Genomic DNA, 12130 nt, shown 5'->3' with positions numbered 1-12130 from the left:
TAGGGAGATTTTCGTTCTCATGATTTGCCGTTCGTTGCCTGCCGTTTTTGCCCTGCTGTTCGCAACACCGCTGTTGGCCGCTCCTGCCAGCCAGCAGACGCTGTTCAACTTTGTGCGCCCCGCCGACGTGGTCCAGGTGGCGACTCAGGACGCCAGCCTGCCGCAGTCCAACGCCGAGCAAACCCCTGAAGGCGAAGTGCTGCGCCGAGTGACGTTCAACCCGGTCGCCCGGCCGGCTTTGCGCCTGACCCCACAAACCGGTGCCTGGGACTGGTCGCAGTCGGGTGTCATGAGCCTGCGGATCCAGAGTGCGATGAACTGGGCCTTGACCCTGTACGTAACCATTCAGAGCAACGACGGCAAGACACTGGTCAGCCGCGTCGATTTGCCGGCGGGGCCTGCGCAAACCCTGTTGGTGCCTTTGCAGGCGACATCACCGCTGAGCCAGGGCATGAAGGCTGGCCCGCCGATGCCGATGACCGTCGAGGGGCAGCGTGTGTTGCTGGCCAGTAGTGCCGGTGAGCTGGATCGCAGCCAGGTGGTGTCCGTGACGTTGTCGATGGACCAGCCGAAAGCCGCGCAAAGCATCCTGCTGGAGCGCTTTGGTGTGCAAGACGGCGAGTCGGTCACCCAAGCTGTCTATGGCGGATTGGTGGATGCATATGGCCAGTCGACCCGGACCAAATGGCCGGAAAAAGTCAGCAGCGACGAACAACTTAAAGGTGCAGCTGGCAAGGAGCAGCAGCAACTGAAAACCTGGCTGGCCGAGCGCGAAAAGTCCTCCCTGGACAAGTTCGGTGGTTTGAGCAAAGGCCCGTCATTCAAGGCCAGCGGCTTTTTCCGCACCGAGAAACGCGATGGTCGCTGGTATCTGGTGACGCCTGAAGGCCACCCGTTCTATTCCCTCGGGGTCAATACAGTGGCCCCGGATGTCAACCAGACCTACGTTGCCGGCCGCGAGTGGATGTTCGAATCCCTGCCCAAGGCTGACGAAGCACTCGCCAGCCATTACGGCGAAGGCGACAACCGTGGCGGCAACGGTGCCGATCAAGGGCGCGGCTACAATGCCGGTCGCTGGTACGACTTCTACGGTGCCAACCTGCAGCGTCTGTATGGCGATCCATGCGCGAAGGGCAGCGATGCCAAGGCCAGTGTCGCCGAAGCGGCGGTAGAGAAAGCTGCTGAGCCAAAATCTGTCGAACCGTGCAAAGTGCTGTTCGACGAGCAGCGCTGGGCCAGTCACACCCTTGACCGCTTGCAGGCCTGGGGCTTCAACACCATTGGCAACTGGAGCGCACCCGTACTGGGCAACGCTGATCGCGTGCCGTACACCTTGCCGCTGTCGATTGTCGGCGACTATGCCAGCATCAGCACCGGTACCGACTGGTGGGGCGGCATGCCCGACCCGTTCGACCCGCGTTTCGCCATGGCCACTGAACGTGCCGTGGCCATTGCCGCCCGCGATCATCGCGACGATCCGTGGCTGATCGGTTACTACGCCGACAACGAACTGGCCTGGGCCGGTCCCGGCGATGACCCGAAAGCCCGTTATGCCCTGGCCTACGGCACCTTGAAAATGACCACTGACGTGCCGGCCAAGCGCGCGTTCCTCAAGCAACTGCGCGACAAGTACCGCAACCAGGCGGGCCTGTCGAAAGCCTGGGGCATTGATCTGCCGGCCTGGGAATTGATGGAAGACCCAGGGTTTGTGCCGCCACTGCCAAGCGCCGAGCACCCGGAAATCGAAGCGGACTTCAAATACTTCCAGAAGGTCTTTGCCGACACTTATTTCAAGACCATCTCCGACTCACTCAAATGGCACGCGCCGAACCAGCTGCTGCTCGGCGGCCGTTTCGCGATCAGCACGCCGGAAGCCGTGGAGTCCTGCGCCCAGTATTGCGACGTGTTGAGCTTCAACATGTACACCCTGCAACCCCGGGATGGTTACGACTTCGCCAAACTGCGCAGTCTCGACAAACCGGTGCTGATCACCGAGTTCAATTTCGGCTCGGCTGATCGTGGGCCGTTCTGGGGTGGCGTCACGCCGTTGGTGAAGGAGGAGGACCGCGGTCCGGCGTACGCCAACTTCCTCAAGCAGGCATTGAGCGAGCCGTCGATTGTTGGCGTGCATTGGTTCCAGTACCTCGATCAACCGGTCACCGGGCGCCTGCTTGACGGTGAAAACGGTCACTTCGGGTTGGTGGGCGTCACTGATCTGCCGTTCCAGGGCTTTGTCGACAGCGTGCGCAAGAGCAATCTGGCGACGGTCGAGCATTTGGGCAAAGAGGCCGAGAAGGCCGCAGTCGCAGCCGACAAAGCCAGCCACGATGCTGAGGGCGGCAGGAAAGCCGAGGCCGGCAAGGGACCGGGGAAGGGCGCTGGTGGGCATTCGGGGAAAGGCCATTAATCGCTGAAACCCTGTGGCGAGGGGGCTTGCCCCCGTTGGGTTGCGTAGCAACCCCAAAATCTCGGCAATGGCCGAAAAATTGGGAGCGCTGCGCACTCCAACGGGGCGGTGCGGCGATCCGAAAAGCCCCCTCGCCACAACCATCCAGCCCAACCCTGTTCCCAAAACCCTCAAGGGCTGGAACAATGCCCGCCACTTTGTAGAGCGTTAATCCGGGGAGTTGCGGGTGCAGATTCAGGGTCATTACGAGCTTAAGTTCGAAGCGGTGCGAGAGGCGTTCGCGGCGCTGTTCGACGATCCCCAGGAGCGTGGCGCAGCGTTGTGCATTCAGATAGGTGGCGAAACCGTCGTCGATCTGTGGGCCGGCACTGCCGACAAGGACGGGGCCGAGGCCTGGCACAGCGATACCATTGCCAACCTGTTCTCCTGCACCAAGACCTTTACCGCCGTCACCGCGCTGCAACTGGTGGCCGAAGGCAAGCTGCAACTGGATGCCCCGGTTGCGCGCTACTGGCCCGAATTTGCCGCTGCCGGCAAAGAATCCGTCACCCTGCGTCAACTGCTCTGCCATCAGGCCGGCCTTCCGGCATTGCGCGAGTTACTGGCCCCTGAAGCCCTGTACGACTGGCAAACCATGGTCGACGCCCTGGCCGCCGAAACGCCGTGGTGGACGCCGGGCGAAGGTCACGGTTACGCGGCGATCACCTATGGCTGGCTGGTCGGTGAATTGCTGCGCCGTGCCGACGGTCGTGGGCCGGGGGAGTCCATCGTGGCGCGGGTCGCCAGGCCGTTGGGACTGGACTTTCATGTGGGGTTGGCCGACGAAGAGTTCTATCGTGTGGCCCACATTGCGCGGGGCAAGGGCAATGTCGGCGATGCCGCCGCCCAGCGCCTGCTGCAAGTGACCATGCGTGAGCCAACGGCCATGACGACCCGGGCGTTCACCAACCCGCCGTCGATCATGACCAGCACCAACAAACCCGAGTGGCGACGCATGCAACAGCCAGCCGCCAATGGCCATGGCAATGCCCGCAGCCTGGCCGGGTTCTACGCCGGCCTGCTCGACGGTAGCCTGCTGGAAAGCGAAATGCTCGATGAATTGACTCGTGAGCACAGCCTCGGCGAGGACAAGACTTTACTGACTCGGACCCGTTTCGGCCTGGGTTGCATGCTCGATCAACCGGACGTTGCGAATGCCACGTTCGGCCTTGGCCCGCGGGCGTTTGGTCATCCGGGTGCCGGCGGTTCCATCGGTTTTGCTGACCCGGAGCACGATGTGGCCTTCGGATTTGTGACAAATACCCTGGGGCCATACGTCTTGATGGACCCGCGCGCGCAAAAGCTGGTGCGGGTCCTGGCCACTTGTCTGTAAAAACGACTATCGGGTGCCAGGGCTGGAACCCGATAGCCATTCCAGTTTCAAACCGTTTGCTTCTACCGGCCAATGTGGCCTGATTTTTTTGACTTCATTTTTGTGGATATCCAATGTCATCCAATAAAACCCTCGCTTTGGCTCTGTGCTTCGCTATTACCGGTTGCGCACAGACTCCACAGAAAGATGCGACGGCACCTGTCGCCAAGACTGAAAGCGCCAGCCATTGGTATTGGCCGTTCGGTTCCGACGACAGCGCCGGCAAGCCCGTGGTCAAGCCAGAGGTGAAGCCCGCAGTCAAACCGGTTGCGGTGGCCAAGGCCGAAGCCGATAGCGGTAGCAAGTGGTACTGGCCGTTCGGCGGTAGCGAACAGAGCGCGGCCAAGGCCGTGCCGATGCCAGATCCGAAAGTCACCCAGGCCTGGCTTGATGACTACGAACCGCGTCTGCGCGAGGCGGTCAAGGGCAGCAACATGCAACTCGAGCGCCGCGAAAACGTACTGGTGGTGACCGCGCCGGTCGAAGGCTCGTTCAACCCTGATCGTCCGGCTATGTTGCTGCCGGTCACGCTCGGTCCGTTTACCCGGGTTGCCAAAATCCTTGAAGCCGATCCAAAGACTGCTGTCTTGATCCTCGGCCACAGCGATACGTCCGGCGCTGCGCCTGCCAACGTCAAACTGAGCCAGGAGCGTGCCCAGGCCGTTGCGGCGATTTTCCGTCTCAGTGGTTTGCAGCGTGATCGCTTGATGCTGCGTGGCCTGGGCGGTGAAGCGCCGCGTGCTGCCAACGACAGCGTGCAAGGGCGTGCGTTGAACCGCCGCGTGGAACTGCTGGTGACCCCGCAAAACACCATGGTCGCGCTGCTGAGCAAGTACAACATGCCGGCGCCGGCGCCTGTGACCATGGTCGCTGCCGCTGACGTCAAGCCGGTGGCAAAGCCTGTGACACCGGCCCCGGCGACTAAAAAGGCTGCTGTTCCAGTGGTGAAGAAAGCCCCGGCGAAAAAAGCTCCGGCCAAGAAAGCACCTGCGAAAACTGCAACGCCGGCGAAGAAAACCACGCCAGCCAAAGCTTCCGCGGCTGACAAGAAAGTCGCCGCCACCGATACTGCAAAGCAGTGATTCGTTAACCAAAAGGAATGCGCCATGACCAAGGGCCTGGCTGATATGCGTCGTGACTACACCCGTGATGGCTTGACCGAGGCACAAGCCCCGGCCGAGCCGTTTGCGCTGTTCCACCAGTGGTTCGCCGACGCGGTGAAAACCGAACAGGCGCCCGTGGAAGCCAACGCCATGACGCTGGCCACCGTCGACCCGGACGGTCGACCACACTGTCGCATTCTGTTGCTCAAGGGCCTGGACGAGCAGGGCTTCACCTTTTTCACCAACTACGAAAGCGCCAAGGGCCAGCACCTGGCCGCGAATCCGTTCGCGGCCATGACGTTTTTCTGGCCGGCGCTGGAGCGCCAGGTGCGCATCGAAGGGCGGGTGGTGAAGGTTACGCCTGAGGAGTCCGACGCCTATTATCAGGTCCGCCCACTGGGCAGTCGCCTGGGGGCCTGGGCTTCGCCGCAGAGCCGCGTGATCGCCGATCGTGGCGAACTCGAAGCGCTGCTCAAGGACACCGAGCAACGTTTCAGCGACACCCAGCCGCATTGCCCGGAACACTGGGGCGGTTATCGCCTGCTGCCGGAACGCATCGAATTCTGGCAGGGCCGCCCAAGCCGCCTGCACGACCGCCTCAATTACCGCCAGCAGGGCGCCGACTGGATTCTTGAACGTCTGGCACCCTGAAGTCTACCGACCGGGATAGCCTGCCGCAGCGGCCTCCAGCCACTTCGGCAGGTCTCGACGCTTGATCTTCTGCGCCCGGGCACTCGCCAACTGTTCGAGCATGAAGGCTTTTTTCTGCTCGTCCTTGCCCGCCAGCGCTAGCGCCAGATCGCGGTCCATCCAGCGTTTGATCCGCACGTACAGCCACCAATGGAAGTACAAACCGGCAACAGTCGTGACGACGATGATAAAGTAGTCCATGAGAATCCTTGGCCAGTGGGCAGTTTTCCGGTTTTGCCGCTACTGTGTGAGTTCGTGGAGGCGCCTTAACGGAGCCTGAATCAAAACAATTTTATCCGGGCGTTGTCGTGACAGGCGTCAAGCTGCGGAGTTTAATGAATATCTGTTTCTTTGGAGTTGATGCTATGCGTAAGTCTGTTCTACTGGTTGCTTCCTTTTCCACGATGGCGATGTTGCTCACTGGTTGCCAATCGAGCCTGACCGGTGACTCCTACTCCCGTGACGAGGCGCGTCGCGTGCAGACCGTTCGCATGGGCACCATCGAAGCATTGCGTCCGGTGAAGATCGAAGGCACCAAAACCCCGATCGGCGGCGCTGCAGGCGCAGTGGTCGGCGGCGTTGGTGGCAGCTCCATCGGTGGCGGCAAAGGCAGTGTTGTTGCTGCGGTCATCGGCGCAGTCGCTGGCGGCCTGATCGGTTCGGCCGCTGAAGAAGGCTTGACCCGCACCCAGGGTGTGGAAATCACCGTGCGCGAAGACGATGGCAGCATGCGCGCCTACGTTCAGGAAGTTCAGCCGAACGAAGTGTTCCGTGTTGGCGAGCGTGTGCGCATTGCCAGTGTGAATGGCACCAGCCGCGTTTCGCACTAAGCGAAAACACCGGATAAACAAAAAACCCGATCAGGTGACTGATCGGGTTTTTTGTTTTTCAGCTCAGGTGAGTCCTGATTGGCGCCAGGCGGTATCGCGGTTTATCAGGATGCCAGGTTGGAGCTCTTGCGGCTCGCCATCGCCGTTACCCCATAACCGATCAGCGCGGCCAGAATCGAACCTGTCAGGATCCCCATGCGGTCCATCCCGGCGAAATCACTCACGCCCGGCTCAAAGGCCAGCGAGCCGACAAACAGACTCATCGTGAAACCGATGCCGCAGAGAATCGCCACGCCCAGTATCTGGCCCCAGTTGGCGCCTTGGGGCAGGGCGGCGATACCGGTTTTCACGGCCAGCCAGGTCAGGCCGAAGACACCGACAGTCTTGCCCAGCAGCAGCCCGATGGCGATGCCCATGGGGACGTGGTGAGTGAAGCTTTCGACGGTGACGCCGCTCAGGGACAGGCCAGCATTGGCGAAGGCGAACAGGGGCAGGATGCCGTAGGCCACCCACGGATGCAGGGCGTGTTCCAGGGTCAGCAGCGGGGAGGACTCGGCATTTTTAGTGCGCAACGGAATGCAGAAGGCCAGGGTCACGCCGGCCAGCGTGGCGTGGACACCGCTCTTGAGCACGCAGACCCAGAGGATCAGGCCAATGATCATGTACGGCCCGAGCTTGACCACACCAAGCCGGTTCATCCCGATCAGCGCCGCAATGCAGGCGGCGGCCAGCGCCAGGGACAGGGTCGACAGCGCGCCGGAGTAGAAGATCGCAATGATGATGATCGCGCCGAGGTCGTCGATGATCGCCAGGGTCATCAGGAACAGTTTCAGTGAGACCGGAACGCGTTTGCCCAGCAGCGCCAGCACGCCAAGGGCGAAGGCGATGTCGGTGGCGGTCGGGATTGCCCAGCCATTCAGGGCCGGTGGCGTGTCGCGATTGAGATACCAGTAGATCAGCGCCGGCACCACCATGCCGCCAATCGCCGCTGCGCCAGGCAGGACGATTTGCGACGGTTTGGACAACTGGCCGTCGAGGACTTCGCGCTTTACTTCCAGGCCGATCAGCAGGAAGAACAGCGCCATCAGGCCGTCGTTGATCCACAGCAGCAACGGTTTGGCGATTTTCAGCGCGCCGATCTGCGCCACCACGGGGGTGTCCAGCAGGCCGTTGTACAGCCACGACAGCGGCGAGTTGTTGATGATCAGAGCCAGAACGGCAGCGGCGATCAATAACAGACCGCTGGCAGCTTCCAACTGAAAGAAACGCGTGAAAGTGCTACGCAGAGGCAAGGTCGCTCTCCATCCGTGAATTCAAAAGGTGTTACACCCTAACAAGTACCGTTAGTTGTTAAAACAAAAGTTATATTCTTTTTTGTTATATGTCGTTACAACGTGATCTGCCAGTAGCGAACTGAGCCTAGCAGTTGCCGGGCGTATTGGATCTCAGCTGTACCTGTGCTGGATGTAGGTTTTTTCCTAAGCTTGATGGTTGAGCCCTGTGACAAGGCCGACTCTTGCCTGATTCAATGAGAAAACCATCATGAGCGACAACCGACAGTGGTCCCGCGAAGCGATCCGGATCATCGAAGCCGACTACCAGCGCAGCGCCGACACCCACCTGATCCCTTTGCCGCTGCCTGGTTTTCCGGGTATCGAGTTGTACTTCAAGGATGAGTCCAGCCACCCCACGGGTAGCCTGAAGCACCGGCTGGCGCGCTCGTTGTTCCTCTATGCACTGTGTAACGGCTGGCTCAAGCCCGGTGCGCCGGTGATTGAAGCATCCAGCGGTTCGACGGCGATTTCCGAAGCGTACTTCGCGCGTATGCTGGGCTTGCCGTTCATTGCAGTGATGCCGGCAACTACCTCGAAAGAAAAGATCGCGCAAATTGCCTTCTACGGTGGCCAAAGCCATCTGGTGGATGACCCGACCCAGATCTACGCCGAGTCCGAGCGTCTGGCTCGCGAACACGACGGGCATTTCATCGACCAGTTCACTTACGCCGAGCGCGCCACCGACTGGCGGGCGAACAACAACATTGCCGAGTCGATCTTTCATCAGATGCGTTTCGAGCAGCATCCCGAGCCGAGCTGGCTGATTTCCAGCCCAGGCACTGGCGGCACCACGGCCACCCTGGGCCGTTACGTGCGTTATCGCCAGCATTGCACCCGCGTGCTGTGTGCCGATGCCGAGCGTTCGGTGTTCTTCGATTACTACCAGACCGGCGATGCCAGCCTGCGCCTGGACCACGGCTCGCGCATCGAAGGCATTGGCCGGCCGCGTGTGGAAGCGTCGTTTCTGCCCAAGGTGATAGACGCAATGGTCAAGGTGCCGGATGCCCTGTCACTGGCGGCCATGCACTACCTGGCCGAGCGCCTGGGACGCCATGTGGGCGGGTCGAGCGGGACCAACCTGATCGGCGCATTGATGGCTGCTCAGCACATGAAGGCGGCGGGGGAGACGGGGTCGATGGTGGCGATTCTATGTGACAGCGGAGAACGCTACGCCACGACCTATTACGATCCGGAGTGGCTCAAGGCTCAGGGGTATGAGTTGAGTGGCTTGATGGCTGCGGTGGCCGCGACGGTGGAGAGAGGGGAGCCGCTGCCGGACTCGGTTTTGCGCGCCAATATCTGACACGGCGAAGATCAAATGTGGGAGCGGGCTTGCTCGCGAAAGCGGTCAATCAGCCAACACATATGTTGGATGTGAAACCGTCTTCGCGAGCAAGCCCGCTCCCACATTAGAGTGGTATCAGGCATCGAGGCCGAGGATGTCCCGGGCCACTGCTTCTGCAATGCGAATACCATCAACACCCGCTGACAGAATCCCGCCCGCATAACCGGCACCTTCACCGGCCGGGAACAAGCCTTTCACGTTCAGGCTCTGCATCGACTCCTTGCGGGTAATACGCAGCGGCGACGAAGTACGGGTCTCGATCCCGGTCAACACCGCGTCGTGCAGCGAGTAACCGCGAATCTGCTTTTCGAATGCCGGCAAGGCTTCGCGAATCGCTTCGATGGCGAACGCCGGCAGCGCCAGCGCCAAGTCACCCAGGGCAACCCCCGGTTTGTAGGATGGTTCGACCGTGCCCAGTTCGGTGGACGGTTTGCCCGCGATAAAATCGCCGACCAGTTGCGCCGGGGCTTCGTAGTTGCTGCCGCCCAGCACAAAGGCATGGGATTCCAGGCGTTCCTGCAGCTCGATTCCGGCCAGCGGGCCGCCCGGATAATCGACTTCCGGGGTGATGCCGACGACGATCCCGGAGTTGGCATTGCGCTCGTTACGCGAGTACTGGCTCATGCCATTGGTAACCACGCGGTTCGGCTCGGACGTCGCCGCCACTACGGTACCGCCCGGGCACATGCAGAAGCTGTAGACCGAGCGGCCGTTCTTGGCGTGGTGCACCAGTTTGTAGTCGGCGGCGCCCAGTTTCGGGTGGCCGGCGTACTTGCCCAGGCGCGCACGGTCGATCAGCGACTGCGGATGCTCGATGCGGAAACCCACCGAGAACGGCTTGGCTTCCATGAACACGCCACGGCCGTGGAGCATGCGGAAGGTGTCGCGGGCGCTGTGGCCGAGGGCCAGGATCACGTGTTTCGAGTGTAGCTGCTCACCGCCATTGAGTTCGACGCCGACCAGTTGGCCGCCCTCGATCAGCACGTCGGTCACCCGCTGCTGGAAACGCACTTCACCGCCCAGGGCACGAATCTGCTCACGCATGTTTTCCACCACGCCGGTCAGACGGAACGTGCCGATGTGCGGTTTGCTGACGTAGAGGATTTCTTCCGGTGCGCCGGCTTTGACGAACTCGTGCAGGACCTTGCGACCGATGAACTTCGGGTCCTTGATCTGGCTGTAGAGCTTGCCGTCGGAGAATGTCCCCGCGCCGCCTTCGCCGAATTGCACGTTGGATTCCGGATTGAGCACGCTTTTGCGCCACAGGCCCCAGGTGTCCTTGGTGCGCTGGCGCACTTCGGTGCCACGTTCAAGGATGATCGGCTTGAAGCCCATTTGCGCCAGTAGCAGCCCGGCGAAAATTCCGCAGGGGCCGAAGCCGACGACGATCGGACGTGTGCTCAGGTCGGCCGGTGCCTGACCAACCATTTTGTAGCTGACATCCGGCGCCACGTTGACGTTACGGTCATCGGCGAACTTTTGCAGCACCGCCGCCTCGTCGCGAACTTCAAGGTCGATGGTGTAGATGAAGCACAGCTCGGAGGACTTTTTACGCGCATCGTAGCTGCGTTTGAACAAGGTGAATTCGAGCAGGTCATCGCTGTTGATACCCAGGCGCTGCACGATGGCAGGGCGCAGGTCTTCATCGGGATGGTCGATTGGCAGCTTGAGTTCGGTGATTCGTAACATGGCGGGATCCGGTTCGCGGGGCGCACAACTGCGCCAGGGCGTTTGAAGCCGGCGATTATAAGCCGCAATGGCGCAGTCCCGTGAGGCCTAAACGATCAGTCGTCGCGCGATCCGCCGAAATACCCGCAACCGCGCTGCACCTGGCCGTTGATACGCAGTTCGGCACTCATGTGCTGGATGCTGCCAGTGCTGCTGTCGACGCAACGTTGCGGTGCGACCCACAACTCGACGTGCTGATTGTTGGCTTCGGTGCTGAGGTTGAAGCGGCCGTCGCCCAGTTGTTCTTCGACGTAGGGCACGGCGAGGGGAGGCTGACCGGCGCGGTCGATGACCATGCCTTTACCGCTGACTTTTACGCTCCATTCCGGGGCGTGGCCGGCGGCGCGCAGGATCAGTTGCTTGAAATTCGGATCGTCGCACGCGCTGCCCGAGCGCTCGACGCGGTACAACTGCTCAAGATCGAACTGGCCGTCACCACCGCTGCCGGCTACAACCCGCCCGCGCACGTCGGCAAACAGTGTGCCCTGCTTGTCCGCCAGGTTTGCGGCCTGCTGCAGGACGCTGGTACCGCCCGTGTCGTTGACCACATAGCGGTTTGCCTGGTTGCACGGCTGGAACACCAGTTTGCCGTCCGTCGCGGTCAACTGGCCTTGCATGCGTGTCTGGCCGACATGGGAGGCGCTCTGCCGCTCACCCTCGAACAACTGGCAAGCGGCGAACAGCGGAAGCAGGGCAACGAGGACTAAGGAACGGGCAACACGCATCTTGGGGTCTCCTGACAAGTGCCGCCACGTTACTCAGGCTGACTGTTCATCACAACCCATGAGTTGGACTTGTCACCGGACCGAATCTGCGCAAGTAACATTCGGCTTTACTTCAGGCACTAGGGCGAGAGGGATTTTGGCGTAACCTCGTCGTCCTTTTTCGTGGGAGGAGGTTATATGAAAAGTGCAGGCAAACTGATTTTTGCAGTATTGGCAATGTTGGGAGCGCTACAGTGTCTAGCGGCAGAAATCGCGCTTTCGTCGGAGACGGACTTTACCGAAATGACGCTGGAACTCAGACGGGCTGACAATTTGAATCCGGATAGCATGGAGCTAAGTGTGACGCTCAGCCCCGACGCGCAGCGCCGATTGGCCCTCGTAACGCGCCAGGAAATGCATAATTACTTGCAGCTATCGATCAACGGCATAGCCGTATCGAACGCGATGATTCATTCGGTGATTGAAGGCCCGAGTCTGGTGATAATCGTGCCGCGCAAAATTGCCCGCGATCTGCTACCCACGTTGCTGGAGCCTTCAACACCCTGATGCGACGCTGA

11 protein-coding genes are annotated in these 12130 nt (G+C 61.0%); 7 read left to right on the top strand and 4 right to left on the bottom strand.

All coding sequences use genetic code 11. The annotated features are described in order from the left end of the window. Positions 1-19: 19 nt before the first annotated feature. The 4 genes from PMI29_RS18410 (at position 20) to pdxH (ending at position 5572) form a co-directional block, all read left to right on the top strand. Positions 20-2407 carry a beta-galactosidase gene (locus PMI29_RS18410; RefSeq protein ID WP_007996803.1) on the top strand — a complete coding sequence of 796 codons (2388 nt, stop codon included), beginning with the start codon at positions 20-22 and terminating at the stop codon, positions 2405-2407. A 226-nt stretch (positions 2408-2633) separates the two neighbouring features. Beyond that, positions 2634-3779 carry an EstA family serine hydrolase gene (locus tag PMI29_RS18415; RefSeq protein WP_007996802.1) on the top strand — a complete coding sequence of 382 codons (1146 nt, stop codon included), beginning with the start codon at positions 2634-2636 and terminating at the stop codon, positions 3777-3779. Positions 3780-3892: 113 nt separating this feature from the next. Then, positions 3893-4900 carry an OmpA family protein gene (locus tag PMI29_RS18420; RefSeq protein WP_007996800.1) on the top strand — a complete coding sequence of 336 codons (1008 nt, stop codon included), beginning with the start codon at positions 3893-3895 and terminating at the stop codon, positions 4898-4900. Between the two features lie 24 nt (positions 4901-4924). Continuing rightward, positions 4925-5572, top strand: coding sequence for a pyridoxamine 5'-phosphate oxidase (pdxH, locus tag PMI29_RS18425; protein WP_007996798.1), 648 nt, complete (start codon positions 4925-4927; stop codon positions 5570-5572). A gap of 3 nt (positions 5573-5575) precedes the next feature. On the opposite strand, the gene PMI29_RS18430 is transcribed toward pdxH, so the two are convergent. Further along, a complete protein-coding gene (locus tag PMI29_RS18430; RefSeq protein WP_007996796.1) occupies positions 5576-5812 on the bottom strand; it encodes a hypothetical protein in 237 nt (78 codons plus the stop codon). 164 nt (positions 5813-5976) lie between these two features. Between PMI29_RS18430 and PMI29_RS18435 the strand changes: the two genes are divergently transcribed. After that, positions 5977-6441: a glycine zipper 2TM domain-containing protein gene (locus PMI29_RS18435; RefSeq protein WP_007996795.1), complete on the top strand. Its 465-nt coding sequence runs from the start codon at positions 5977-5979 to the stop codon at positions 6439-6441. Between the two features lie 104 nt (positions 6442-6545). Here PMI29_RS18435 and nhaA read toward each other — a convergent pair whose 3' ends face one another. Beyond that, the gene (gene nhaA, locus PMI29_RS18440) at positions 6546-7733 is read right to left on the bottom strand and encodes a Na+/H+ antiporter NhaA (RefSeq protein WP_007996793.1); all 1188 of its coding nucleotides are present in this window, start codon (positions 7731-7733) and stop codon (positions 6546-6548) included. 247 nt (positions 7734-7980) lie between these two features. Between nhaA and PMI29_RS18445 the strand changes: the two genes are divergently transcribed. After that, complete coding sequence (locus tag PMI29_RS18445) at positions 7981-9078, top strand: PLP-dependent cysteine synthase family protein (protein WP_177323273.1); 1098 nt, start codon at positions 7981-7983, stop codon at positions 9076-9078. 117 nt (positions 9079-9195) lie between these two features. On the opposite strand, the gene PMI29_RS18450 is transcribed toward PMI29_RS18445, so the two are convergent. Together PMI29_RS18450 and PMI29_RS18455 are read right to left on the bottom strand one after the other, a co-directional pair. Then, entirely contained in the window at positions 9196-10809 is a 1614-nt protein-coding gene (locus tag PMI29_RS18450) for an NAD(P)/FAD-dependent oxidoreductase (RefSeq protein WP_007996789.1), read from the bottom strand. A 95-nt stretch (positions 10810-10904) separates the two neighbouring features. Then, positions 10905-11573 carry a COG3650 family protein gene (locus PMI29_RS18455; RefSeq protein ID WP_007996788.1) on the bottom strand — a complete coding sequence of 223 codons (669 nt, stop codon included), beginning with the start codon at positions 11571-11573 and terminating at the stop codon, positions 10905-10907. Positions 11574-11750: 177 nt separating this feature from the next. On the opposite strand from PMI29_RS18455, the gene PMI29_RS18460 reads away from it, so the two are divergent. After that, entirely contained in the window at positions 11751-12119 is a 369-nt protein-coding gene (locus PMI29_RS18460) for a hypothetical protein (protein ID WP_007996786.1), read from the top strand. Positions 12120-12130: the final 11 nt, after the last annotated feature.

The organism is Pseudomonas sp. GM49 (assembly GCF_000282355.1).
GTDB lineage: Bacteria > Pseudomonadota > Gammaproteobacteria > Pseudomonadales > Pseudomonadaceae > Aquipseudomonas.
Note: the sequence above shows the minus strand (reverse complement) of the source record. Positions and strands in the feature narration are given on the sequence as shown.

Coding starts and splice junctions, on each gene's coding strand:
- PMI29_RS18410 (WP_007996803.1), top strand. CDS start 20: ATGATTTGCCGTTCGTTGCCTGCCGTTTTTGCCCTGCTGTTCGCAACA.
- PMI29_RS18420 (WP_007996800.1), top strand. CDS start 3,893: ATGTCATCCAATAAAACCCTCGCTTTGGCTCTGTGCTTCGCTATTACC.
- pdxH (WP_007996798.1), top strand. CDS start 4,925: ATGACCAAGGGCCTGGCTGATATGCGTCGTGACTACACCCGTGATGGC.
- PMI29_RS18430 (WP_007996796.1), bottom strand. CDS start 5,812: ATGGACTACTTTATCATCGTCGTCACGACTGTTGCCGGTTTGTACTTC.
- PMI29_RS18435 (WP_007996795.1), top strand. CDS start 5,977: ATGCGTAAGTCTGTTCTACTGGTTGCTTCCTTTTCCACGATGGCGATG.
- PMI29_RS18450 (WP_007996789.1), bottom strand. CDS start 10,809: ATGTTACGAATCACCGAACTCAAGCTGCCAATCGACCATCCCGATGAA.
- PMI29_RS18455 (WP_007996788.1), bottom strand. CDS start 11,573: ATGCGTGTTGCCCGTTCCTTAGTCCTCGTTGCCCTGCTTCCGCTGTTC.
- PMI29_RS18460 (WP_007996786.1), top strand. CDS start 11,751: ATGAAAAGTGCAGGCAAACTGATTTTTGCAGTATTGGCAATGTTGGGA.